This is a genomic window from Longimicrobiaceae bacterium (assembly GCA_035936415.1).
Taxonomy (GTDB): Bacteria; Gemmatimonadota; Gemmatimonadetes; order Longimicrobiales; family Longimicrobiaceae; genus JAFAYN01.
Genome location: DASYWD010000404.1, coordinates 1 through 24,691, shown reverse-complemented (window position 1 = coordinate 24,691; position 24,691 = coordinate 1). Strand labels below are relative to the sequence as shown.

The following is a 24,691-nucleotide window of genomic DNA, read 5'->3' as shown; positions in this document are numbered from 1 at the left end:
GCCCTGGGCGAAGAGCAGCCCCTGGATGCGGTTCGTCACCCGCGTGCGGTCCCTCCTCGTCGTCATCAGCTCCCGGTGCAGTTGCCTGCGGTCCTCCTCCTCGGGACTCGGCACCCGCACGATGCTCCAGCACTTCTTCTCCCCCAGGAGCCATCTCCAGAGCAGGTCGAGCAGCTTGCCCGCATCGAGCCGGTCCGTCTTCGCCCGCCGCGCTCGTCGGTTGACCTCGATGCTGGAGGAGTCCACCACTTGGTTCTCGATCCCCTGCGCGCACAGCGCCCGGTGCAGCCAGAAGCCGTCGCGCCCGGCCTCGTAACAGCTCACCACCCGCGCGTCCGAGGGTAAATCGAAGTATGCCTTCGCCCCCTCGACCTCCTTCTGCACTCTCGCCAGGTCGCGGGCCGGGATCGTCCGCCGTCGTGGCTGTTGACCCAGGGCCGTGCTGAAGGCCATCTTCCACTCCGAGATGCCCAGCTCCCAGCTGAGGCACAGCACGGGCGCGGTGGAGTTTGTCGGCTTGGGGGTCGTTGCGGGATTCATAAGCTCCTCCTGGTTGAGTGATGGCCTCCAGGAAAGCTTACTCGCGACGGCCCCCTCCTACATAGGATCTAACTATGTGTTAATAGGTGAACACGCTGCCTCCAGTGGCGCGTCCCCGTGCCGCGCGTCCTGCTCCTGGGCCGACTGGACGGGCCAGGGCGGTCACAGGCAGTGAGAGGCGCTATGCCGCCTCTCCGCGGATGTCGTCGTAGATCCGCTGGGCCAGCTCGCGGAAGGCGATCTCCTGGAACTCGGACTCGTTGAAGTACTTGGTCACAATGTCCTGGTTCTGGGTGAGCCGGTCGATCATGAAGTCGGCGATCTTCTGCCGGATCGCGAGAGAGAAGTTGTCGAACGCGTTGGCGTGCGCTCGCTGGACTACCTCTTCGTCCTTCCGCGCGGTCGCGGTGATCTGCTCGAAGAAGAGCTGGTCCTCGGGGGTGAAGTTGGTGCCGAAGCGCTCGTTGAGGACGTCGATGATCTGCGAGAGGGGAATCTCGTCCTCCTCCGCCATGCGCGTCCCTACAGCCGTCGGGCCCTTTACCGTGCCGCCCTCGCCCGCGAGGAGCTGGATGGTTTCCTCGTCGCGGGTCTTCTGGATACGGTAGTACTGAAGCTGGACGTCGCCTTCGAGGTCCGGGGGCGCACCGCCGTCCTCGCTGGGGAGGCGGGTCAGGAGGAGCCGGCCAAAGGAGTAGAGCTTCTCAAGGTCGGCGTCCTGCCACGGGGTGATCTGCGAGAGGAAGGCGTAGAGCCGCACGTATGCCCCCAGCGTCTCCCGGAACTCCTCCTTCCGCTCCGGCTCCAGTGCTCGGAAGCGATCGACCGCGGGCCCGCAGTGCTTATACAGGAGCGCGTGGTCGGCGGAGGTCTGCTTCTCCCTCGGCTTGTAGAACACCTTCGCGAACGCCTCCACCTCGGAGGCGTGGTAGACCTGCATCGCGTCCAGCTTCGTCTGGAGCTCGTAGAGCTGGTGCGGCTCGGCCTGCTCGGCGAGCGAGGTCTGCTCGTAGTACGGCTGGAAGGCAGCCTGGATCTCCTCGGCCGCGTTGACGAAGTCGAGGACGAAGGTGTCGTCCTTGCCCGGGTGGGTGCGGTTAAGTCGTGAGAGCGCCTGCACGGCCTGCACACCCGCGAGCCGCTTGTCCACGTACGTCGTGTGGAGGAGCGGCTGGTCGAAGCCGGTCTGGTACTTGTTGGCGACGATCAGCACGTTGTAGCGCTCAGTGGCGAACTCCTCCGGGAGTTGGGTCTCGGCGATCTGGTTCATCCCGGCCTCGGTGTCCTCCTGCCCGGTGTCGGGGTCGAACACGGTGCCGGAGAACGCCACCAGCGGGTGTATGTCGTCGTAGCCCTTCTCGGCGATGTACTTCCGGAAGGCACGCAGGTAGCGTACGGCGTGGAGCCGCGACGGGGTGAGCACCATCGCTTTCGCGCGGCCGCCGATCTTGGGGCGCACCTTGGCCCGGAAGTGCTCGACGATGATCTCCGTCTTCTGGGCGATGTTGTGCGGGTGGAGCGTGGCGAAGCGCACCAGCGAGACGGCGGCCTTCCGCTTCGGCAGCTCGGGGTCGTCCTCCCCCGTCTTGGCGAGGCGCCAGAACACGGCGTACGTGGTGTAGCTCTGGAGCACGTCGAGGATGAAGCCTTCCTCGATGGCCTGCCGCATGGTGTAGAGGTGGAAGGGCTCCGGCTTCCCGTCCGGTCCCGGCCGGCCGAACATCTCCAGGGTCTTTCCCTTCGGGGTCGCGGTGAAGGCGAAGAAGGCCAGGTTCGGCTGGCGGCCCCGCGAGCGCATCACCTCAACGATGCGGTCCTCGTAATCATCCCCCTCCCTCTCGGCCCCGTAGCCCACGGCTTCCTCGAGGCTCTGCGGAGCGAGTACCTCCCGGACGTGGCGGGCGGACTCGCCGGTCTGCGAGCTGTGCGCTTCGTCCACGATCACGGCGTAGGTGCGCCCGGGGAGCTCACCGATCCTCCGTGTCACGAAGGGAAACTTCTGCAGGGTCGTGATGATGATCGGCGTTCCGGACGAGAGCGCGTCGGCGAGCTGCACGGAGTTCTGCTCGATGCGCGCGACCACACCCTGCTTGTGCTCGATCTGGAAGATGGCGTCCTGAAGCTGGCGGTCGAGCACCACGCGGTCGGTGATGACGATCACGGAGTCGAAGACCTTCCGGTCCTCGTCGTCGTGCAGGCTGGCGAGGCGGTGGGCGAGCCAGGCGATGCTGTTGGTCTTCCCGCTCCCGGCGGAGTGCTGGATCAGGTAGCTCCGGCCGGGGCCCTCGGCGCGGGCGGTCTCGGTGAGCCCGCGGACGGCGTCGAGCTGGTGGAAGCGGGGGAAGAGGAGGATCTCCTTCGTCTGCTTCTGCCCGTCCACCCAGCGCTCCTCGCGCTGGAGGTGCATGTAGCGGCCGAGGACATCGAGGAGGCTGTGCCGCTCCCAGACCTCCTCCCACAGGTAGCCGCTCCGGTAGCCGCTCGGGTGCTCCGGGTTGCCGGCGCCGCCGTCGCGGCCGCGGTTGAAGGGAAGGAAGTAGGTGCCGTCGCCGACGAGCCGCGTGGTCATGTAGACCAGGTCCGGGTCCACCGCGAAGTGGACCAGGGCGCGCTTGGCGAAGCGGAAGATCGGGTGCTTCGGATCGCGGCGCTTGTACTGCGCGACGGCGTCCCAGACGTTCTGGCCGGTGAACTCGTTCTTCAGCTCCACTGTGGCGACCGGCAGGCCGTTGAGGAAGAGCACCAGGTCTATGGAGTCCTCGTGCCCCGGGATGAACTTCACCTGGCGGGTCACGACCAGCCGGTTCTTCGCGTAGCGCTCCGCCGCCTCCGGGTTCAGCCCGTGCGCGGGACGGAAGTACGCCAGCTCGACCTTCCTCCCGTAGAACTTGATGCCCTGCCGGAGCACGCCGAGGGTGCCGTGCGACTCGAGATACTTCTCCAGCACCGAGAGGAAGGTGCCCTCGAGTTGGACGCCGTGCTGGGCCCGCAGCTCGGCCCAGAGCTTCGGCTGGGTGTCCTCAATGAAGGGGAAGAGGTGCGTGGGATCCAGCGCCCGCTCGCGGTCGAACGCGGCGGGGGCGCCCTTGATCCAGCCGCGGTCCAGCAGGGCGGCCTCGACGGCGTCCTCGAGAGCGCGCTCGGTGTGGACGGCGGCTGTGCTCATGCGGGAATTTCCTCGCGGACGGGAGCCTGGCCGGTAACGGCGGCGGAGATCAGGGTCTGGCGATACTCCCAGAGCTTATCGATCTGTGTCTGGATGGCGCGAACGAGTTCGTCCCTCCGTAGGTTCACATCGCTGAGATGCGCCGCGATTCGCCGTTGCTCCTCCAGCGGTGGAAGTGGGATCAGGAGATCCTTCGCAGTCTCCACGTTGAAGTGGAGCTGAAGAGCGCCCTCCGAACCCGCCGCGAACTGGTGCCGAGCCAGGGACGAGTTCATGAAGTAGCTCAGGAAATGGGAGTCGAACGCAGGGGAGCGCCGGATGATGATCAAGTCGATGGCGTTGCCGCCATCGAAGCGCTCGTCTACTACCGCAGTCGTGCCGGGATTCCCCGTGCGGACAGCGACGAGATCGCCGTACCGGATGATCGACTTGCGGTGCACCGTGTTGCTTTCAGGCGAGATGAACGCGAGATCCTCCTCCGCGAGTGCGTTCGGCCGTACGTTCAGGGATCGCAGGCAGGGGACTCCGTGCTCGACGTAGTAGCGCGAGGGGGTCACGACGATGCCAACGGTGATCTCGGGCACGACATGGCGCAGGCGCGTCACAGTCCAGTGCGACGGGATCTCGCCGAGCCAGTCGAGGCCGCTGGCTTTGACGGATACCGGCTGAGCGACCCCCGACGTCATCACCCGAGCCAGCGCCGCCTGCCGCTCTTCCTCAAGCAACTCGACGTGCCGCTCGCGCTTGGCGATCAGCGCGTCAATGGCGGCGGTCTTCTCGTCGAGATAGCCGGCGATGGCCCGCTGCTCTTCCAGCGAAGGCACGGGGATGAGCCACGACCGAACCGTCTGCTGAGAGATCTTCACCATCGACTGACTGGATCCTCGGGCGTCCCGCGCGATCTGATCCCGTCCCGGCGAGCTGAGGAGCCAGTACTGCATGAAGCGGGGGTCCAGTCGGTCCGTGTCCAGCCGGAGGCGATAGATCAGGTCGGACATCATGAGGTTGGGACGGACCTCCGGAACAACGCACACGTCTCCCACGAGTTCGGGTGTGTTCGCCCGGGTCAGCAGAAGATCGCCCTGTCGCACCTCCAGCCGCCGGACGGGATCGAGTTCCGCGGGGAGTGCCTTGTGCTCATCGGGCCGGAAGGTCCCACGGCTTACGGAGCTTAATTTCAGCACCGCCCACTCATCCGGCTCAGTGGTCCGATCTTCCGCGGTCGGGCTCCAGCCCTGGTCGATGCCGCGGAGAAGACGTCGGAGCGGTGCAAACTCCCACCGCATGCTCAGCGAATCAGTTACTGGCATCAGAGGTAGCTCGGTACTTCTGGTTAGGGTCGCTCGGCTTCTCCGGGTTGGTGTACTCCAGCTCGCCCGCCCGTACCATGGGACCGATGTACGTGCTCTGGAGGTAGGTTTTCGCCCGGCCCACGATCCGCGCCAGCTCCTCAGCGCTCAGGGGGCGCCAGCGACACAGGCGGCGGATCAGGCGGCGCAGCTCCGGTTGCGGCGTCCACCGGTTCAGGCGCATGACGGCCATCATGAGCTCTGGGGGCAGGTCCAGCCCCGCGTCCTCAGCAAGCCCTGATGGTTCCTCCCCGTGCCCTACAGGTTCTCCCTCCAACCCTACAGGTTGCTCGCCCAGCTCTACAGGTTCCTCCCCCGGCTCTACAGGTTCCTCCACCACTTCCGAGAGGGCTGCCGTCGGATGCAGGAGGCGGTGGGTCGGAGTGTAGTAGGTCGCGGCGCCACGGTCGTGCTGCTCCAGAAGGCCAGCGTCGCGCAACCGCCGCAGGTGCGCGCTCGCATCCAGGGTATCGACCCCGTTGAGGTCCCGGTACTCGGCGTTGGTGATCCGCCCCGCCTCCCGGACGTGCACCAAGGCCTTGGCCTCATCGTTGGTGAGCTTCAGCTCAGAGAAGTGGGCGAGCCAGGCGAGATCCTCGTCGTCCAGCAGGTTGTGCAGGAAGAAGGTCGCCACGAACTCGTCGGCCGCGCGGTCGGACTCGAAGGTCGGCGGCGAGAGGTTCGCGTCCCGCATGAGGCGCCGCATCACCCGGATCCCGCTCCCCTTCGTCTCGGCGAAGTCCGTCTCGTGCAGGACCGAGGCGATGAGGGGATTCCGCGGGTCCGATCCCGGCTCGCCGAGTCGGTCCTCCGCCTTGAGCGAGTGGCCGGGGTTGCGGATCTCGATGCGGTTGGCGTAGCGGATGATCTGCGTCGGGCCGTGGGTGCGGTAGCTCCTGTGCATCAGCGCGTTGACCAGCGCCTCACGGATCACGCGGTCGGGCACCCGCGGCTCGTCCCGGCGCTGGAGCTCGCCGGGAGGGAGATGGAACCGCTTCGGCAGATCGTCGAGGATGGCCGCCTCTCCCCGCCGGATCAGGCGGATGATCGCGTCGCGCATGTCCACCGTTTCGAAGCGTCGCTCCGGGTCCTCAATCCAGACGCGTCCGGGGACGCGGATGTAGTCGAGCCGCATCATCGGGAAGAGCCGGCGCAATAAGGGGCGGCTACCGAAGAGGAGCGCACCCGCCACGGTGGGCACCACCCGTCCCTCGCGACGGACCGCGCAGCCGATGCCGAGGAGCAGGTCCTCGTCCGACCACCCCAGCTCCTCCGCCCCCGGGCTCTTACGAGCCCGCTCCCGGCGGTAGTCCGCGATCGCGTCCGGGTCCAGCTCCCCAATCTCGGCGTCCGGCAGCGGCGTCTGGTCGAAGGCGCCGCGCTGCCGCTCCCCGTAGAAAACCAGGAGGTCGTCCTCGGTGCACCGGACATCGGCCGACCCGATCCGCCGGTACGCGCCCCGGGGGAGCCCCTGCGCCTCGAAGAACACCGGCTTGTCGCCCGCCTGACTCTCAGCGACGTAGGCGCCGACCACCGGCTTGCCCTCCAGAGACTCGACCCACATCCGCGGGCGGATCGGCCGGTTGAACATCGATCGGCACTGGGAGGCGAGGTCCGCCTGGAGCTTATCCGGGTCGGGGACGCCCACCACGTCATAGCGGGAGCCGAAGAGGTCGTCCGAGCGGGCGACGCCGAACAGGAGGTGCCCACCGTCGAGCCGCGGCTCGTTGGCAAACGCGCACACCGTCTGGAGCGCCGACTTGCCGGCCTCCGTGCCGGTCTTCGCCTCGATACGCGGGCACTCGTCCAGCTCGTTCAACTGCTGGAGCAGCTCCGCAGCGGTCACGCGAGCACCTCCTCCAGCATCCCCTCGATCTCTGCCTCAAGCTCCCGGATCTCCGCCTCGATCTCCTCCAGCGGTCGAAGCGGCGTGTACTCGTAGAAGTGCCGCGTGAAGGGGATCTCGTAGCCGATCCTGGTCCGGTCCTCGTCGATCCACGCATCAGGCAGGAACGGTCGCACCTCCCGCTCGAAGTACGCGTGCACGTCCTCCGTGAGCGGCACGTTCTCCGTGTCGCGCAGGTCCGTGTCCGGCTCCGGGGCGCCGCCCTTGCCCGTGCACACCGCCGCCGTCTCGTCGCACTCCGAGAGCGCCGAGAGGATCGCCTTCTGCACCGGGGCCGGCAGGGATAGACCAGCCTCGTCGAGCGCGCGCTTGAGGACCCGCTTGAACTCAGGCCGGCTCCGGTAGACCGGCTCCGGCGCCATGGATCGGAGCGCGGCGAGGATCCGCTCCTGTAGCCTCCTTCCTTCTTCGATCTCCTGCTGTCCCCGCTCCCCCTTTTTCTTGCTGGTGGCGAGCCCCTGGAAGGTGCGCTCCTCCTCCAGCCGGGCGATCCGCTCCGGGGAGGCCTGGAAGTTCAGCCGTAGCGGCCGCTCGACGGTGATCTTGCGGTACCCGAAGTCCTCGTTGTCGAAGGTCTTCGAGCGCGGGCCCTCGGCGAACTCGCCGTGAATGCGGGTGATCTCCGCGATGTGCGCGGAGCCCATCTCGTTGCGCTTGTTCCCGAGCGACTTCCGCATCTTGTGGAACAGGTCCGCCCCGTTGATGAGCTGGACCTTACCGCGCCGCCGTGCGCTTTTCCGGTTGGTCAGCACCCAGACGTAGGTGTGGATCCCCGTGTTGTAGAAGAGCTGGTCCGGCAGGGCGACGATCGCCTCCAGCCAGTCGTTCTCGAGGATCCAGCGCCGGATCTCGCTCTCGCCGCTCCCGGCGTCGCCGCTGAACAGGGGCGAACCGTTGAAGACGATGGCGAGGCGGCTCCCCTCCCGTTTCATCTTGGAGAGCATGTGCTGGAGGAAGAGGAGCGATCCGTCGTTGATTCGGGGCGTGCCCGCGCCGAAGCGGCCGGCGTACCCCATGGTCTTGTGCTCGTCCTCGACCACCTTCTGCACCTTCTTCCAGTCCACGCCGAAGGGCGGGTTGCTGAGCATGTAGTCGAAGGTGCGCCCCGCGTGGCCGTCCTCGCTGAAGGAGTTGCCCCGGGCGATGTTCTCCGGGTTCTGCCCCTTGATGAGCATGTCTGCCTTGCAGATGGCGTAGCTCTCGTCGTTGAGCTCCTGCCCGAAGACCTGAAGGTCCGCCTTGCGGTTGTGCTCCCGGACCCAATCCTGCGCCACCGAGAGCATGCCGCCCGTACCGGCCGCCGGATCGTAGAGCGTCTTCACGACCCCCGGCCGGCTGAGCGTGTCGTCATCCTCGGTCAGCAGGAGGTTCACCATAAGGCGGATCACCTCGCGCGGGGTGAAGTGCTCTCCGGCCGTCTCGTTGGAGGCCTCCGAGAAGCGGCGGATCAGCTCCTCGAAGATGGACCCCATCATCTCGTTGGGAACCCGCCCCGGATGCAGGTCGATCTCCGCGAAGCGGCGCACCACGAGGTAGAGCAGGTTGGCCTCGTCCAGCTTCGCGATCTGCTGGTCGAAGCGGAACCGTTCCAGGATGTCGCGTGCGGCCCCGGAGAAACCGTTGATGTAGTTGCGCAGGTTCGCCGCGATGTCGTTCGGCGCCCCCTTCAGCCGCTCGAAGTCGAACTTGGAGGTGTTGTAGAACGGCTGGCCCGCCACGCGCTTCAGCGCCTCTTCACGGAGCGCGGGCGCCGCCCCCTGCATCTGGTCGGCGCGCGCGAGCACCTGCGGCTTGGTGGGCTCAAGCACGCAATCCAGACGGCGGAGCACGGTGAGGGGGAGGATCACCTTGCCGTAGTCCGCCTGCTTGTAGTCGCCACGGAGCAGGTCGGCGACGGACCAGATGAAGCCGGTGAGCTCGCGGAAGGTCACGGTATCGTGGGGAGAAGCTATCACCACCTGTCTACGGTCAGAGTGTTGGGGAACTACGCCGGCACCACCACGAGCAGTCTTGGATCCAAGACCCGTGCCCGGAGTCGGGCAAAGTAGGGGCCCCGGAGCGTTGACCCCCTTACAGCCGGTGACGCCAGAAGGGAGGGGAGAATCGAGCGAGAACACTCCGCTGTCACCTGTCCTGCGGGCAAGCTACGTCGCGAACGGTGCTTCTGCCAGAGCGGGTCGTGTCCTTCCGACAGGGAGCACACGAATGGTACTGCCTGCTTCACTGCACGACCTTCGGAGTCTGGCCAGGAGGACCTTTATGGCCTGAACCGCGCCGGGATTGTCGGAGGCTCCAACGCATGAGAGATTGGAGCCATGAAGACGTATTCCTCCGAGGTGCGGGAGCGGGCCGTGCGGGCCCGGCTCCGCCGCTCCCCGCAGCCGGTGGAGATCCTTATGGGCGCGGTGCGCGAGGAGCGCCACCCCTACACCGGGGAGCCGATGATGCGCCGGCTGGACGTGCGGCGCCCGGAGCGGATGCCGGAGTTCATCGGCTTCGAGGCCGCGGAGACGGAGCGCGCGCCGCGGGCCTACCTGGTCCCCCCCTCGCTCGCCACCGCGGTCGAGCGGCTCGGGGCGCACGGGGTCCGCTTCCGCGCGCTGGAGCGCCCCGTGCGGCTGCGGGTGGAGGAGTTCCGGATCGACTCCACCCGCGTGGCGGAGCAGGAGTTCCAGGGACGCCGCGAGCGCACCCTGTGGGGGCGGTACGCCGGGGCGGCGGAGCGGGAGGTCCCTGCGGGGACGCTGGTGGTCCCGGTGGACCAGCCGCTGGGGCGACTGGCCTTCGTGCTGCTGGAGCCGCGCTCGGACGACGGCTTCGCGGCCTGGGGGCTGCTGGACGAGGGGCTCGGGGACGCGCGGACCTACCCGGTGCTGCGCACCTTCGACGCGGTGCCGTAGGCGCGGGGGGAGCGTTGAGCCCCGCGGGCGACTACGAGCGCGTATACGCCGTGGTGCGGCGCATCCCGCCGGGGCGGGTGGCGACCTACGGGCAGGTGGCCGCGCTCGCCGGCCTCGCGGGGCACGCGCGGAGGGTGGGCTACGCACTCGCCGCGGTGTCGGAGCGCAGCGCCGTCCCGTGGCACCGGGTGGTCAACGCGCGGGGCGGGATCAGCCTCCGCGGCCCCGAGTCGGGGGGCGCGGTGACGCAGCGGCTGCGGCTGGAGCGGGAGGGGGTGGAGTTCGACGCCCGCGGGCGCCTCTCGCTGGAGCGGTTCGGCTGGGACGGAGCAAGCCAGGAGGAGGAGCGATGACGCAGCAGGACGGGACCTCCCGCCTCGGGGGACGGCCCTACATCCTGGCGGAGACCACCTGGAAGGCGGTGCGCGACACGCGGTACGACGTGGCCGTGCTCCCCTGGGGCGCCACGGAGGCGCACAACTTCCACCTGCCGTACGCCACGGACAACCTCCAGTGCGACCACGTGGCCGCGGAGTCCGCCCGGCGCGCCTGGGAGTCCGGTGCGCGGCCGGTGGTGCTCCCCACCGTCCCCTTCGGCGTGCAGACGGGGCAGCTGGACATCCCCCTCTGCCTCAACGTGAACCCCAGCACGCAGGCGGCGCTGCTCGCGGACCTCGTGGCTTCGCTGGAGGGGCAGGGGATCCGCAAGCTGGTGGTGCTGAACGGACACGGCGGCAACGACTTCCGGCAGATGATCCGGGAGCTTCAGCCGCGCACCCGGGTCTTCCTCGCCGCCGTGAACTGGTGGAAGGTGGTGGACGCGGCCCAGTTCTTCGCCCAGCCGGGGGACCACGCCGGGGAGCTGGAGACCAGCGTCACCCTGCACGTCGCCCCGGGGCTGGTGCTCCCGCTCGCGGAGGCGGGGGAGGGGACCGAGCGCCGGCCGAGGATCGCGGCGTTCCGGGAGGGGTGGGCGTGGACTCCCCGCCGCTGGACGGCAGTCTCGGCCGACACCGGCGTGGGCGACCCCTCGGCCGCCGCGGCGGAGAAGGGGCGCGCCTTCCTCGACGCGGTGGCGGAGCGCATCGCCGCCTTCCTGGTGGAGCTGGCCGCAGCCGATCCGGCCGACCTGTACGAGTGAGCCTCCGGGGCCGCCCCCGCCTCCCGGGCGGCCCTACCGGTCGCGGTTGCGGAGACGCGCGTCCTCGGGCGCGAGGGAGGTGGTGTCCCGCTGGTCCTTGCGGTTCGCGTAGGCCGACGCGTTCTCCGTGTCGTCCAGCGATCCGGGGATCTTGCTCATCGGGTCGGTGTCGGCGGCCTGCTTGTCGCCGTCTACGTCCACGCGGCTGCGGTCGCGGTCCCGCATGGTGCCTCCTTTGTCGAAGTGGCCTGCTCCGAAGGGCTTCGGGGGAGGACGGATCCCGCAAGCGACGTTCCGCCGCTTCTCCGCGCCTGGTCTTGCTCCGCTACACTTCGTTCGCGCGCAGCTCGTCCAGGGGGTAGTGCGTGCCGCGCCAGTCGATCCCGTCGTTGGCGAGGGTGACCACCACGGCGCGCCAGACGATGTACAGGAAGGCGAGCGTGGCGACGGGGAAGAACACTCCGTAGAGCGGGCTCACCCCCTGCGTCCGCGCCGTACCGGCGTACATGGTGAACATCAGCAGCACCGCGACGGCGAACAGGAGCTGCGCCGCGCCGCCGGTGAGCCAGACGGCGACCCAGGGGAGGACGAAGACCAGGAGCTGCAGCAGGGTGGTCGCGACGACGAACCCGAGCCGGTAGTCCACCCCCGCGAAGCTGTTCTTCATCAGCCCCCGCACCAGCTCGCCGAAGGTCCGGTACCACTCCACCCGCAGCGACTTCGTGCCGACCAGGAAGTCCTGCCGGAAGCCGTGCTTCTTCATCAGCTTCCCCAGCTTCAGGTCGTCGTCCGGGCGCATCCGGATGGGCCGGTGCCCGCCCGCGGCGCGATACGCCTCCGCGCGCACCAGGTTGAAGGCGCCCACGCCGACGTGGGCGGGGCTCCGCGGGTCGCGCGCCTTCCAGGGGCGGAATGCGATGGAGAAGAAGAGGGTGAAGAGGACCACGAAGACGCGGAGCGGCAGCGACGGCAGCTCCACTCGGGGCCCCGCGGCGGCGTGGTCGATCCCGTGCGCGCGCACGTAGCCCACCGCGCGGGCGAGGGTGTCCGGCTCCATCACCACGTCGGCGTCAGTGAAGAGCAGGTACTCCCCCCGCGCCGCCGCGGCGCCCACGTGCAGGGCGTGGTTCTTCCCCAGCCACCCGGGCGGCAGCTCCGCCACGTGCGCCACCCGCAGGCGGGGGTTCTCCGCCGCCATGCGGTCCAGGATCGCGCCGGTGGCGTCTGCCGAGCGGTCGTCCACCACCACCACCTCGAGCGGGCCGTAGCGCTGCGCCAGCACCGAGGCGAGGGCGTGCTCGATGTCGCGCTCCTCGTTGCGCGCGGCGATCACCACCGAGACGGGCGGCGCCTCCGCGTCCGGGACGGGGGGGACCTCGTCCAGGCGGCGGAGGGAGCGCGCGCCGCGCAGCCCCTGTACGAACAGCACCGCCACGGAGAGGGCCGCCAAGAGCGCGAGCCAGAACCAGGGATCGCGCGTCATCGGCGGTCGTGGGTTGGAGCGTAGGGGGCGGCCCGGGGCCGCGGATGCGCTCCATACCCGCGCGGGCGGGCCCGGTGCCGGATCCGGCGGGCGAGGGGCTCCGCGTGCGGCGCGCCGGCGCCGATCGTTCCCTGGCTCCCGCCGCCGCGTTACCTTGCCTCCATGCGCCCCCGTCTCCCGGCGCGCTGCGCGACCCCCGCCCCGGAGCGTCCCCATGACGCAGTCCGTCGCCCTCCCCCTCTGGCTGCTCCTCCTCCTGGGCGTCCTGGCCGCCTGGTCGGTGCTGGACCGGCTGCTGGTCCCCGGCGCCCGCTGGTTCGTCCGGCAGCGGACCAACCGGGTGATCGAGGAGATCAACACCCGGCTGCGCATCGAGCTGCCGCCGTTCAAGCTCACCAAGCGCCAGGTGCTCATCGACCGGCTCACCTACGACCCGCGGGTCATGGAGGCGGTGGACGCCCACGCCCGGGAGGGCGGGGTCCCGCGCGAGGTGGTCATGGCGCGCGTGGAGCGCTACGCACGGGAGATCGTCCCCGCCTTCAACGCGTACCTGTACTTCCGCGTGGGGTACTGGATCGGCCGGCGCGTGGCGCGGCTGCTGTACCGGGTGCGGCTGGGGTACGCGGACGAGGACGGGCTGGCCCGCATCCGGAGCGGCGCCGCGGTGGTGTTCGTGATGAACCACCGCAGCAACATGGACTACGTGCTGGTGGGGTACCTGGCCGCCAGCCGGGCGGCGGTCAGCTACGCGGTGGGGGAGTGGGCGCGCATCTGGCCGCTGCACATGCTGATCCGCTCCATGGGGGCCTACTTCGTCCGCCGCAACTCCGGCGACGAGCTGTACCGGCGGGTGCTGGAGCGCTACGTGGCGATGGCGACCGCGGCGGGGGTCACGCAGGCCGTCTACCCGGAGGGCGGCCTGAGCCGCGACGGAAAGCTGCGCCCGCCGAAGCTGGGCCTGCTGGACTACCTGGTCCGCTCCTGGGACCCGTGTGGCGAGCGCGACCTGGTCTTCGTCCCTGTGGGGATCAACTACGACCGGGTGCTGGAGGACCGCACCCTGCTCCGGGACCTGGACCCGGAGGCGCCCCGGCCCGGCCGCCTCCGCGGCGTGGCGAACACGCTGCGCTTCGTGGGCCGCAACCTCCTCCTGGCCGCCCGCAACCGCTGGTACCGCTTCGGCTACGCGTGCGTAAACTTCGGCTCGCCGGTGTCCATGCGGGAGTACTGCGCCGGGCACGGCGTGGACTTCACCTCGCTCCCTCCGGAGGAGCGGCGCGCGCGCGTGGAGGAGCTGGGGCGCACGCTGATGGAGGCCGTGGGGCGGACCATCCCGGTGGTCCCGGTGGCCCTGGTGGCGACGGTGTTCGCGCGCGCTCCCCGGCGCGCGTGGGGGGAGCTGGAGCTCAAGGCCGAGCTGCACAGGCTGATCGGGGAGCTGGAGGCGTCCGGGGCGCGCATCTACGTCCCGCGGCGGGACCGGGACTACGCGCTCACCGTGGGGCTGCGGATGCTGGTCCTCCGGCGCGTCGTGCACGAGGACGCGGAGGGGCTCTTCTCGGCGCGCGAGGAGGAGCTCCCCCTGCTGCGCTACTACGCGAACTCCATCTCCCACCTCGTGCCCCGCGCCGTGGCCGTTCCCTCGCTGGTGGGCGGCCCCGCCGCGAGCCCGGGGGCGGCGTGAGCCCCCGCGCGGGGCTTTCGCCCGGGTCCGGGAGGCGGGTACATTCGGGGGCATGAAGACCGCCCGCGGAACCCCGTCCGCCGCAGCGTCCGCGCCCCGCCCCGGAGACGCCCGCCGTCTCCGGGGCGTCCGCGTCCGCGCCCGCCATCCGGGCCGCAGGTGACCCCTGGATAAGCGGTTCGGGAAGCTCGCCGTCCTGATGGTCACGGCGTTCGTGGACATGGTGGGGCTCCTGATGGTGATCCCCCTCCTCCCCTTCTACGCCGTGCGGATGGGCGGGGGCGGGCTGGTGGTGGGGGTCCTCGTCTCGGCGTACGCCGTCGCGCAGCTCCTCAGCGCCCCGCTCTGGGGGCGGGTCTCCGACCGGTTCGGGCGGCGCCCGGCGCTCCTGGTGGGGCTGGGCGCCTCGGCCATCGCGTACGTGATCTTCGCCTACGCCGGCTCGCTCTGGGTGCTCCTCCTTTCCCGCCTGGTGCAGGGGGCGGGCGGCGGGACGGTGGGCGTGATCCAGGCGTACGTCGCCGACGCCACCGAGCCGGAGAACCGCGCCCGGAGCCTGGGGTGGCTCTCCGCCGCCACCAACGTGGGCGTGACCATCGGGCCGGTGATCGGATCGCTCAGCATGGGGATCAGCGAGCACGCCCCGGGGCTCTTCGCGGCCGGGCTCTGCGTCGCCAACATGGTGTTCGCCTGGTTCTTCCTGGAGGAGTCGCACGACGTGGCGGGGGCGCGGTCGCGGTCGTCCACCACCCGCCCGGTGCGGCCCCGGGAGGTGGTCTGGCAGGTGCTCGCCCACCCGCGGGAGCCCGCGCCGCGGATGATCTGGATCTACTCCATCGGGATGGGGGCCTTCCAGATGATGACGGCGCTGCTGGCGCTCTTCCTCGCCACGCGCTTCGGGGTCACGGAAAAGACCATCGGCCTGGTGTACGCCTACAACGGGGCCATCTCCGTGCTGGCGCGGGCGGTGGTCCTGGGGCGGGCGGTGGACCGGCTGGGGGAGGCGCGGCTGTCGCGGATCGGGCAGATGCTGCTGGCGTCGGGGCTGGCGCTCCTCCCGCTGACGTGGAGGATCGGGGGGGCGGCCACGCTGGACCTTTCCGTGCTCCCGGGCGGGTGGGGTGTGGTGGAGGTGCCGCTGCGCACGCTGGCGCTGATGGGGGCGCTGGCGCTGGTGCCGCTGGGGACGGCCTTCACCTTCCCCTGCATCACCTCGATCCTGTCGCGGGTGATCCCGCCGTACGAGCGCGGGGTGTACATGGGGGTGCAGCAGAGCTACGGCGGTGCGGCGCGCGTGCTGGCGCCGCTGTGGGCGGGGTGGGCGTTCGACCACCTGGGGGTGGGGGTGCCCTTCTGGACGGGGGCGGTGCTGGTGCTCGCGACGCTGGGGCTGGGGATGGGGATCGAGGAGTACACGCGCCCCAGGCCGGAGCCGGGGAGCGCGCCCGCGGCGGCCGGATAGCGGCCCCGCCGCGGGCGGACGGTCCGTGTCGCACAGTCTTTGCTTCAGGACCGCGCGAACCCTGGAGAGGAGATCGCAGATGCTACGACTGTTCCGAACGTTCGCGGGCGCGGCGCTGATCCCCGCGCTCCTGGCCGGGTGTGGGGGCGGCGACGACGAGGCTGACGCGGTGGCGCAGCGGCAGGTCGTGCAGGCACCCGAGGCGCAGCCCGCTCCGCAGCCCCAGGTGGCGCCGGCGCCGGCGGTGCAGCCGCAGCCCCCTTCGCCGCCGCCGATGCGCCTGGAGGTGAACCTGGCGGAGCGCAAGCTGTACGTCTACCGCGACGGACAGCAGGTGACGACGCACCCGGTGGCGGTGGGGAGCAAGGAGTGGCCCACCCCGACGGGCGAGTGGACCATCGGCCAGGTGATCTGGAACCCCCGCTGGATCCCGCCCCAGGAGGAGTGGGCCAAGGACGAGGAGGTGAAGGAGCCGGGTGACCCGGAGAACCCGCTAGGCCGGGCGCAGCTCGTGTACCAGGCGCCGAACAGCATCCACGGCACCAACGACGAGTCGTCGCTGGGGAAGGCGGTCTCGCACGGCTCCTTCCGCGTGTCCAACCAGGTGGCGCTGGAGCTGGCGCGGCAGGTGGTGGAGGCGGGGGGCGCGGGGAAGGACGAGGCGTGGTACCGGCAGGCGCGGGAGAACCGCAAGCAGCGCTACGAGGTCGTCGTCCCCAACCCCATCCCCATCCGCGTGGTGTCCGGGAGCGGGCAGGGCTCCGGCTCCGGCTCCGGTTCCGGCTCGGGGAGCTGAGCCGCGGGTCGGTTCGGCGCCAGCACGAGAGCGGGCGGCTCCAGGCTCATCTGCCTGGAGCCGCCCGTTTTGCGTTCACCGGGAATCGGCGGTCAGGCTCCCGCAGGCGTCCGCCCCTGGATCCGGTAGCGCACCACGTACGGGACCTCCAGCTCGTCGGTGACCACCGTGTAGAGGCGGTCGCCGCGCACGACGAACCTCCCGCGGGCCCCGATCTTCGCCTCCGAGCGGATCTGCCCGAGATAGCGCCCCTCCGGGTCGAAGACGTCGATCACGCTCCCCTCCTCCCCCTCCGCGACCGCAGGCCAGACCCAGAGATAGCCCTCCTCGTCCACCTGGAAGCCGGTGAAGGCGGGCTTCTTCCCGGGGATGCGGGACGGATCGATCTTCCCCCCCTGGTCGGTGAACCACTTCAGGTTCTTCACGGCCTCGTCCTTTTCATTGGAGGAGACCGCGACGGGCGTGAAGGGGCGCTCGACGATGCGCGTGGTGTCTCCCGCGATGGTGATCCGGTGCAGGCGGTAGCGGTCCGTGGTCCCGATCCACAGGTGCCCCTCCCGGTCCAGCCTCGACGTCTGCGCGGGGCTGAACGGGACCGCCGCGGACATGCGGGTGGTCCCCTTCTCGTCCTTGTAGAAGAACGCGGCCTGCTCGTACTCCGGCGTGCGGAAGGTGTCGGCGGGCTCGAACTGCTCGTCCAGCCGCACCAGCCCGGTGCGGAACAGCGTCCCTCCCGGGAGCATGGCTGCGTCGTACACGCGCCCCTGCGCGTCCAGCCCACCGGGCCAGGGTACCATGGAGAACCCGCCCCGGCGCCGGTGGCTGGTCACGAAGGCGCCCGCGGTGTCGAACACCGAAAAGCGGGCGTTGCTCTGGTCCACGATCCAGAGGTGCCCCTGCGGGTCCCAGTCGAGGGAGCCGGGGCTCTCGAACTCCCCCGGCCCGCCCCCCTTCCGCCCGAAGGAGCGGACGTGCTTCCCCCGGGCGTCGAAGACACGCACCTCCTTCGCCTGGTCGTCCAGGACGTAGATCCTCCCCAGCGGATCCACCGTAAGGGCCGCCACCTGGCCGAACAGCTCCGGCCCGTCCACCTCGGCCGAGCCGATCCGGAGCTCCTCCACCAGCATCCACCCCTCTCCCGCCTTCCAGATGCCGTGCTCGGGGTTCTGTACCCGCACGGCGCCGCCGGGCAGGGTGTCGACGGTGCCCTCCCACCGTCCCGCGGCAGCGCCGCCGTCGCGCCCGCAGGCGGAGGCGGCGAGAGCGAGGGCGGCGAGCGGAACGAGGGCGAGAGGCCGCGGATGCGAGTACGTCATACCGGCTCCGGGTGGGGGAGGGGAGGAACGGGGATCGTGCGCGCGGCCAGCTTCCTCCGCTCCGGCCCGCGCTCGAAGAGGAGATACAGCGCGGGGGTGACGGTGAGCACCAGCACCGTTGAGCTGGCGAGCCCGCCCAGGAGCGCGTAGCCGAGCGCGTTCCAGATGTTGGCGTCCGCAGCCTCGCTGAGCACCACCAGTGGCAGGAGGCCCAGGATGGTGACCGCGCTGGTCATCAGGATGGGGCGCACCCGCTCCAGCGTCCCCTGCACGATGGCGGGCTCCAGCGCGAGCCCCTCGCGGCGGCGGAGCTGGTTGACGTGGTCCACCAGGAGCGTGGCGTTGTTCACCACCACCCCGCCCATCATGATCACCCCGATGAAGGCCTCGCGCGTGAAGCTGGCGTCCGTGAAGAAGAAGGTTAGGAAGACGCCGATCAGCGCCATGGGCACCGTCCCCAGCACACAGAGCGGGAGGCGCAGCGACTCGAAGAGGGCGGCGGTCACCATGAAGATCAGCACCAGGGAGACTGCGAGCACCCCCCAGATCTGTCCCCGCTCCTCGTCCGACCAGCGCCACTCCTCCTTGCCAATGATGGTGTATCCGGCCGGGAGGCGCGTGGATGCCACGACGGCGTCGCGCACGCGGTCGCCCAGCTTGGTGGGGCCGCGGAACTCGTAGCTGATGGTGCGCTGGTACTGCTGGTCCTCACGGAGGATGCGCGAGAGCACCTCGCGCTCCTCCAGCGTCGCCACGTCGGCCAGGCGCACCGCCTCGCCCGAGGGGGCGGGGATCAGCAGCTCCTGCAGGGCGAGCAGGTCCATCCGCTCCCGGTCGCCGGTGCGGATGGCGAAGCTCAGCTCCTCCCCCCCCATGCGGAGCACGTCCTTGCGCGACTGCCCGCCCACGGCCGTGGCGACGCGGCCGACCACGTCCCGCGCGGAGAGCGCGTGCATCCCCAGCCGCTGCCGGTCCACGCGCAGCACCGCCTCCGTGGCCTTGTCGCGCGAGTACCACGCGCCGGACGAGTTGGTGTCCACGTCCTGGATGCGGGAGAATCGCTTCAGGCGCTCCCCCAGGTCCTCCGCGATGCCGCGGACCGTCTCGTAGTTGTAGCCCAGGACCTGGATGGAGTAGTTGGGCGGGCTCCCGCCGCCGCCGTAGAAGGAGGGGCCGTAGCCGTAGACGCGCACCTCCGCCCCGCCGAAGAGGTGGCTGTACGCCTCCATCTGCTCCTTGACCGCCACCGGGATGCCGGTGTTCTCCAGCGAATCGGGGAAGGTGACACGGATCCGCGCCGCCTGTGGGTACACGTTGGTGACGAAGCGCTCCACCTCCGGCATGGCCCGCAGCCGCTCCTCGAAGTAGCGGGTCAGCTCGTCGGTGCGCGCCAGCTCCTCGCCGCGGGGGAGGTTCACGTTGATGGCAATGTACGACTGCTGCTCCCACCAGGGGCGCCACACCGTCCCGCGGGTGACGTACTTGTCGAACAGGTACCACGACCCGCCCAGCGCCAGCAGCGAGGCCACCATCACCACCCAGGGCCAGCGGAGCGAGCCGCGGATCATCCCCCCGTACACGCGGACGTAGAGCGGGGGGCGCTCCTCCACGGGCGGCGCCGCTGCGGCGTTCGCGGCGGCGGGCTCGCGGCTCCAGGGTCCCTTCGCGCCGAGGAGGCGCCCGGCCAGGGCGGGGATGAAGGTGAAGGTGACGAACAGGCTCGCCAGGTTGGTGAACCCCACCACGATGGCAAGCGGGACGTAGAAGAGGCGCAGCTCCCCCTGCAGGTACACGAAGGGGACGAAGACGATGATGGTGGTCGCCGTCGCCGCGAGCACCGGGAGCACCATCTCCCCGGCGCCGCGGCGCGCCGCCTCCTCCACCGGGTCGCCCAGCTTGCGCCGGCGGAAGATGTTCTCCAGCACCACCACCGAGTTGTCGATCACCAGCCCGAACCCCATCGCCAGCCCCATCAGCGTCAGCACGTTCAGCGTCAGCCCGCCGAAGTAGATCAGGTTGAGCGTGATGAGGACCGAGAAGGCGATGCTGGAGAAGACGATCGCGGCGGAGCGGAAGGAGCGGAGGAAGAAGAGGAGGACCACGAAGACGATGACCCCGCCGGAGAGCGCCCGCCCGCGCAGGTCGGTGAGCTGCGCGCGGATGGCGTCGCTCTCGTCGTCGTCCAGGATCAGCCGCGCGCCGCGGGGGTGGGCGGGCGCGAGCTGCTCCAGGCGCGCCTTGACCCGGTCCGCCACCTGCACGGCGTTGGTGCCGATCTCCTTCATGACCACGAAGGACACGGCGGGCTGGGCGTCGATCCGGTAGTGGGCGACCGGGTCCTCGTAGGTGTCGCGGACCACGGCGACGTCCTCCAGCCGCACGATGCGCCCGCCGTCGGTGAGCAGCGGGAGGCGCCGCACCTCCGCGGCGTTCTCCGGCCGCTGGCGGATCGCCAGGGTGTGCTCGGTCCCCCCCTCGCGCACGACCCCGGCCTCGCGGACGTACTCCAGCTCCCGGATGCGGGTGCGGATCCGCTCCGGGTCCAGCCCCAGCGCCAGCGCCCGCTTCTCGTCCACCGCGATCTCCAGGAGCCGGCCGCGCCCGCCCTGGGCCTGCACGTCGGCCACGCCGTCCACCTGGCGCAGCTCCGGGGCGATCGTCTCGTCCACGTACGCGCGGAGCGCCTCGGTCGTGTACGGGCCGGTGACGGTGTAGCGGAGGAAGGGGCGGTTCTGGTCCTGGAACTCCTGGGGGACGTAGCTCTCCACGGTCGGACGGCCCGCCCCCTCGGGGAGGTCCTCGTCCAGCGCCGCCAGCCGCTCGGAAAGCTCCAGCCGGACGAAGTCCATGTCCGTCCCCCGCGCGAACTCCACGGAGATGCTGGCCCTGCCGGCGCCGTTCTGCTCCTCGGACACGGAGGAGACCTTCTCCACCCCGCGCACCTGCTGGATGGCGGCCTCCAGCGGCGAGGTCAGGAACGCCTCCGTGGCCTCGGGCGATGCGCCGCGCCAGGTGGCGCTCACGTTGAGCCGGGGGAGCTGCGTCTCGGGGAGCAGCTCCACCGGGATGTGGAGCCAGGCCGCCACCCCCAGGAGGGCGACGGCCGCGTACGCCATAGCGACGGCGATGGGGCGGCGGATGGAGAGGCGGATCACCTGTCTGATCGCCGGTCGGTGTCAGTCGCCCATGGCGACCCCGGCGCCGGCGCCCACGGCCGGCTCGGGCGCGGCCGCGGGAGCCGGGGCGGGGCCGCCGAACCAGGCGCCGATCCGCTCCCCCAGCTCCTCCAGCACGTCGTAGGCGACGGGGATCACCACCAGCGTGAGCGCCGTCGCGGAAAGGAGCCCGCCGAACACCGCGATCGCGAGCGGGGCCTGCAGCTCCGCCCCGGGGCCGATGGCCAGCGCCATGGGGAGGATCCCGAGCATGGCGGTGACGGTGTTCATCACGATGGGGCGGAGGCGGGCGTGCCCGGCGGCGAAGATCGCCTCGCGGCGGCTCATCCCCTCGCGCCGCATCTGGTTGATGAAGTCCACCTTCACCACCGCGTCGTTGTCCACGATCCCCACCAGGATCACCATGCCTATCAGGCTCATGGTGTTGATCCCCGCCCCGGCCACCCAGAGCGCCACCGTGGCGCCCACCGCGGCGAGCGGGACGGCCAGGAGGATGATGAAGGGGTGCAGCAGCGACTCGAACTCCGCGGCCAGGAGCATGTAGACCAGGAGCAGCGCCAGGAGGAAGGCGAAGGCCAGGGCGCGGAAGCCCTTCCGCATCTCCTCGTTCTCCCCGCCGATCTCGGTCCGCAGCCCGTGCGGCGCGGGGAGCGAGGCGAGCGAGGCGCGCACCGCCCCCACCGCCTCGTCCACCCCGCCGGAGGCCACGTCCGCGTGCACCACCACCACCCGGCTCTGGTCGATGCGCCGGATCTCCGAGGGGCCGGAGGCGGTGTGCACCCGCACCAGCTCCCGGAGCGGCACCCCGTCCACGCGCAGCGTCTCCAGCGTCGCCAGGGAGCGCCGCTCCGCCTCCGGGAGACGGACCACCACGGGCACCTTGCGGTCGAAGTCCACGAACTCCGTCGCCCGCGTGCCCTTCATGTACGCCTCCACCGTCTCGGCCACCTTCCGGGGCTCGATCCCGAAGCGGGCGGCCTGCTCCCGGTCGATCTCCACCCGCATCTCCGGCTGCCCCATCTCGGTGCCCAGGCGCACGTTGGTGACGGCGGAGGCCCCGGCGAGCCGGTTCCGCACCTCCTGGGCGTGCGCGAGGGCGGCGTCCAGGTTCTCGCCGCGGACGCGCACCGCGAGGTCCGAGTCCCCGCCGCCCAGCAGCCTCCCGAGCGCGGTGGCCTGCCCGGACTCGATGGCGACCGTCCCCGCCGGGAGGGCGGCGAGCGCCGGCCGGAGCCGGCGCAGCGTCTCCTCCGTGCCGGAGCCGCCGCGCAGCCGCACCTCCAGCGTGGCGGTGTGCGTCCCGCTCTCCGACTCGTCCATCCCCGCGATGGCCGTCTGCCGGCCGACGCGCGTGAACACCGCCTCCACGGCGGGGTCGGCGCGGAAGAGGGCTTCCAGGCGGGCCGCCTCCTCCGCCGTCCCCTCCAGCGCGGTGCCGCGCGGCATCTCCAGCCGCGCGCGGAAGGCGCCCTGGTCCACGTCGGGGAGGACGCTCCGCTCCAGCGAGAGCCCCACCGCCACGCCGACGCCCAGGAGCAGGAAGGCGATGCCGAGGGTCCGCGCCCGGTGCGCCATGCCCAGCGCGAGCAGCCGCTCGTAGGCGCCGGTGAAGCGCGCGAAGCCGCGGTCGAAGGCGTCCAGTCCCGGCCCGAAGACGCGGCTGAAGGCGCGGGAGATCCGCCCCGGGGGGCGGCCCGCGCCCTCGCCCCAGCGCGCCGCCAGCATGGGGAGGAGCGTCACCGCCACCCCGATGCTGGACAGGAGCGAGAAGGCCACCGCCAGCGCCAGCGCGCCCAGCAGCTCTCCGGCGACCCCCTCCACGTACACGATGGGGCCGAAGACCGCGATCGTGGTGAGCGTGGACGCCGTGATCGCCCGCTGCACCTCTTCCGCGCCCAGCGCGGCGGCGGCGGCGGGGCCCAGCCCCCGCTCGCGGTGCCGGAAGATGTTCTCCAGCACCACGATGGAGTTGTCCATCAGCATCCCCACGCCCAGCGCCAGCCCCCCCAGGCTGAGCAGGTTGAGCGAGACGCCCGCGGCCTGCAGCAGCGCGAAGGTGGCGATCAGCGAGATGGGGATGGCGAGCGCCACCGCGATGGGGTAGCGCACCTCGCGCAGGAAGAGGAAGAGCACCAGGAAGGCCAGGATCCCGCCGAGGATCACCTCCTGCACCACGTTGGCGAGCGCGTCGGAGATGAACCCGGCCTGGCTCATCGCCACCTCCAGCTTCACCTCGGGGTACTCGCGCCGGAGCTGCGCCAGGACCTTCTCCACCTCCTCCGCGACGCGGACGGTGTTGGCCTCGACGCCCTTGAACACCAGCAGCCCCACCGCCTCCTGGCCGTTGAACCGGGCGATGGACTCACGCTCACGGAAGCCGTCCGTGATCCGCGCCACGTCGCGCAGCAGGAGCTCCCCCCGCGGGGCGGCGCCCGCCTGCGCACCTGCACCCGCCGCGGACTGCCCCAGCGCGCCCTGCACCCCGCCGCGGGTGACGGGGACCCGCCCGATCTCCTCCACGCTCTGGAACTCGCCCAGGGTGCGGAGCGAGTAGCGGTAGCGCCCGCGGCGGATGGTCCCGCCGGGGGCGCTCGCGTTGGCGGCGGCCAGCGTCGCGGAAAGGTCTGCGATGGTGAGGCCGTGGCTCTCCATCAGGTGCGGGTCCACCTCCACCTGGATCTCCCGCTCCAGCCCGCCCGTCACCGTGGCCTGCGCCACCCCGTCGATCTGCTCCAGCCGGCGGCGGAACACGGACTCGGCCAGCTCCTTGAGGGCGGGGAGGTCGCGCTGTCCGGCCACGGAGAGCGCCATGACCGGCTCGCTGCGCGGGTCGGTCCGCAGCACCGTGGGGCGCGAAGACATCTCCGGGAGGGCGTCGCGGAGGTTGTCCAGCTTCTCCCGGACGCCCAGCGCGGCGAAGTCCATGTCGGTGCCCCAGGCGAAGCGCACCGTCACCAGCGAGCTCCCCTCGCGGCTCACGCTCTCCACCTTCTGCACGCCGGGGACGGTGCTCACCGCCTGTTCGATGGGCTCCGTCAGGAAGCGCTCCACCTCCGCCGGGGCCACGCCGGGGTTGGTGGTGTAGACCACCAGCCGCGGGTAGGCGACGTCCGGGAGGAGGTCGATGGGGAGGCGGACGAAGGAGAGCACCCCCAGGAAGACCACGCCCAGGAAGAACATGGCGACGGCGACGGGGCGGGTGATGGCGAGCTTGGGGAGCGACATGCGCGGCGTCTCCGGGTCAGGCCCCGACCGGCGCGCCCACCCGCTCCTGGAGCGTGGCGAGCGCGTTGGCGAACTCGAAGCGGGCGCGCAGCGCGTCGCGCTCGGCCTGCGCGGTGCGGTCCACCACCTGCTGCAGCTCGGTGAAGGAGATGGCCCCCAGGCGGTACTGCTCGCGCGCCATCTCCAGCCGGTCGCGGCTCAGCCGGGCGGCCCGCTCGGAGAGCTGCGAGGCCCGGAAGGCGTTCTCCAGGTCGATCAGGGCGCTGCGCACCTCGCGCTCCACGGCGAGCCGGGTAGCGCGGAGGGTCTCCTGCGCCCGGGTGCGCCCGGCGTCCGCCTGCGCCACCTGCGCCGAGCTGCGGAACCCGTCGAAGACGGGGAGCTGGATGGAGAGGCCGAAGTTGAAGGCGCGGTCGAACGGGTCGAACGGGTTGAGGAAGGAGGGGACGGCCTCGTAGTCTGGCCCGCGGAAGGAGCGGTTGTAGCCCAGGTCCGCGTTCACACGCGGCCAGCGCTGCCCGCGGGCGGCGCCCACCCGGTGCCCGGC

The 24,691-nt window shown here is 70.8% G+C and carries 17 protein-coding genes; 6 read left to right on the top strand and 11 right to left on the bottom strand.

What is annotated here, in order from left to right; genetic code table 11:
- The 5 genes from VGR37_16505 to VGR37_16485 all read right to left on the bottom strand — a co-directional run.
- Positions 1 to 540: IS110 family transposase (locus VGR37_16505; protein HEV2149009.1), on the bottom strand; the 540-nt coding region annotated here is incomplete at its 3' end.
- Between the two features lie 181 nt (positions 541 to 721).
- Positions 722 to 3,706 (bottom strand): type I restriction endonuclease, encoded by a 2,985-nt coding sequence (locus VGR37_16500; GenBank protein ID HEV2149008.1) that lies wholly within the window; start codon positions 3,704 to 3,706, stop codon positions 722 to 724.
- The gene (locus VGR37_16495; protein HEV2149007.1) at positions 3,703 to 5,016 is read right to left on the bottom strand and encodes a restriction endonuclease subunit S; all 1,314 of its coding nucleotides are present in this window, start codon (positions 5,014 to 5,016) and stop codon (positions 3,703 to 3,705) included. Before VGR37_16495 ends, VGR37_16500 begins: the two co-directional genes overlap by 4 nt.
- Positions 5,003 to 6,901, bottom strand: coding sequence for an ATP-binding protein (locus tag VGR37_16490; GenBank protein ID HEV2149006.1), 1,899 nt, complete (start codon positions 6,899 to 6,901; stop codon positions 5,003 to 5,005). The genes VGR37_16495 and VGR37_16490 overlap by 14 nt, the downstream gene beginning before the upstream one ends.
- Positions 6,898 to 8,892, bottom strand: a complete 1,995-nt coding sequence (locus VGR37_16485; GenBank protein HEV2149005.1) for a class I SAM-dependent DNA methyltransferase — start codon at positions 8,890 to 8,892, stop codon at positions 6,898 to 6,900. The genes VGR37_16490 and VGR37_16485 overlap by 4 nt, the downstream gene beginning before the upstream one ends.
- Before the next feature lie 384 nt (positions 8,893 to 9,276).
- On the opposite strand from VGR37_16485, the gene VGR37_16480 reads away from it, so the two are divergent.
- From VGR37_16480 to VGR37_16470, 3 genes are read left to right on the top strand one after another with little or no spacing between them, the layout of a single operon-like run.
- Complete coding sequence (locus VGR37_16480; GenBank protein ID HEV2149004.1) at positions 9,277 to 9,861, top strand: hypothetical protein; 585 nt, start codon at positions 9,277 to 9,279, stop codon at positions 9,859 to 9,861.
- Positions 9,862 to 9,875: 14 nt separating this feature from the next.
- Entirely contained in the window at positions 9,876 to 10,214 is a 339-nt protein-coding gene (locus VGR37_16475) for an MGMT family protein (protein ID HEV2149003.1), read from the top strand.
- Positions 10,211 to 11,002 carry a creatininase family protein gene (locus VGR37_16470; protein HEV2149002.1) on the top strand — a complete coding sequence of 264 codons (792 nt, stop codon included), beginning with the start codon at positions 10,211 to 10,213 and terminating at the stop codon, positions 11,000 to 11,002. The genes VGR37_16475 and VGR37_16470 overlap by 4 nt, the downstream gene beginning before the upstream one ends.
- A 33-nt stretch (positions 11,003 to 11,035) precedes the next feature.
- On the opposite strand, the gene VGR37_16465 is transcribed toward VGR37_16470, so the two are convergent.
- Both VGR37_16465 and VGR37_16460 read right to left on the bottom strand, forming a co-directional pair.
- Entirely contained in the window at positions 11,036 to 11,227 is a 192-nt protein-coding gene (locus tag VGR37_16465; protein ID HEV2149001.1) for a hypothetical protein, read from the bottom strand.
- Positions 11,228 to 11,327: 100 nt separating this feature from the next.
- Positions 11,328 to 12,485: a glycosyltransferase family 2 protein gene (locus VGR37_16460; protein ID HEV2149000.1), complete on the bottom strand. Its 1,158-nt coding sequence runs from the start codon at positions 12,483 to 12,485 to the stop codon at positions 11,328 to 11,330.
- Positions 12,486 to 12,699: 214 nt separating this feature from the next.
- On the opposite strand from VGR37_16460, the gene VGR37_16455 reads away from it, so the two are divergent.
- The 3 genes from VGR37_16455 to VGR37_16445 all read left to right on the top strand — a co-directional run bounded on the left by VGR37_16455 (position 12,700) and on the right by VGR37_16445 (position 16,427).
- Positions 12,700 to 14,169, top strand: a complete 1,470-nt coding sequence (locus VGR37_16455; GenBank protein ID HEV2148999.1) for a 1-acyl-sn-glycerol-3-phosphate acyltransferase — start codon at positions 12,700 to 12,702, stop codon at positions 14,167 to 14,169.
- A 199-nt stretch (positions 14,170 to 14,368) separates the two neighbouring features.
- Positions 14,369 to 15,631, top strand: a complete 1,263-nt coding sequence (locus tag VGR37_16450) for an MFS transporter (GenBank protein ID HEV2148998.1) — start codon at positions 14,369 to 14,371, stop codon at positions 15,629 to 15,631.
- A 79-nt stretch (positions 15,632 to 15,710) separates the two neighbouring features.
- Positions 15,711 to 16,427 (top strand): L,D-transpeptidase, encoded by a 717-nt coding sequence (locus VGR37_16445; GenBank protein ID HEV2148997.1) that lies wholly within the window; start codon positions 15,711 to 15,713, stop codon positions 16,425 to 16,427.
- A 92-nt stretch (positions 16,428 to 16,519) separates the two neighbouring features.
- Here the strand turns inward: VGR37_16445 and VGR37_16440 are convergent, their stop codons facing one another.
- The 4 genes from VGR37_16440 to VGR37_16425 all read right to left on the bottom strand — a co-directional run.
- Complete coding sequence (locus VGR37_16440) at positions 16,520 to 17,743, bottom strand: 6-bladed beta-propeller (protein HEV2148996.1); 1,224 nt, start codon at positions 17,741 to 17,743, stop codon at positions 16,520 to 16,522.
- The gene (locus tag VGR37_16435) at positions 17,740 to 20,898 is read right to left on the bottom strand and encodes an efflux RND transporter permease subunit (protein HEV2148995.1); all 3,159 of its coding nucleotides are present in this window, start codon (positions 20,896 to 20,898) and stop codon (positions 17,740 to 17,742) included. Before VGR37_16435 ends, VGR37_16440 begins: the two co-directional genes overlap by 4 nt.
- 21 nt (positions 20,899 to 20,919) lie before the next feature.
- The gene (locus VGR37_16430) at positions 20,920 to 24,144 is read right to left on the bottom strand and encodes an efflux RND transporter permease subunit (GenBank protein HEV2148994.1); all 3,225 of its coding nucleotides are present in this window, start codon (positions 24,142 to 24,144) and stop codon (positions 20,920 to 20,922) included.
- Between the two features lie 16 nt (positions 24,145 to 24,160).
- Positions 24,161 to 24,691, bottom strand: a 531-nt coding sequence (locus VGR37_16425) for a TolC family protein (protein HEV2148993.1), incomplete at its 5' end; no start/stop codon positions are given.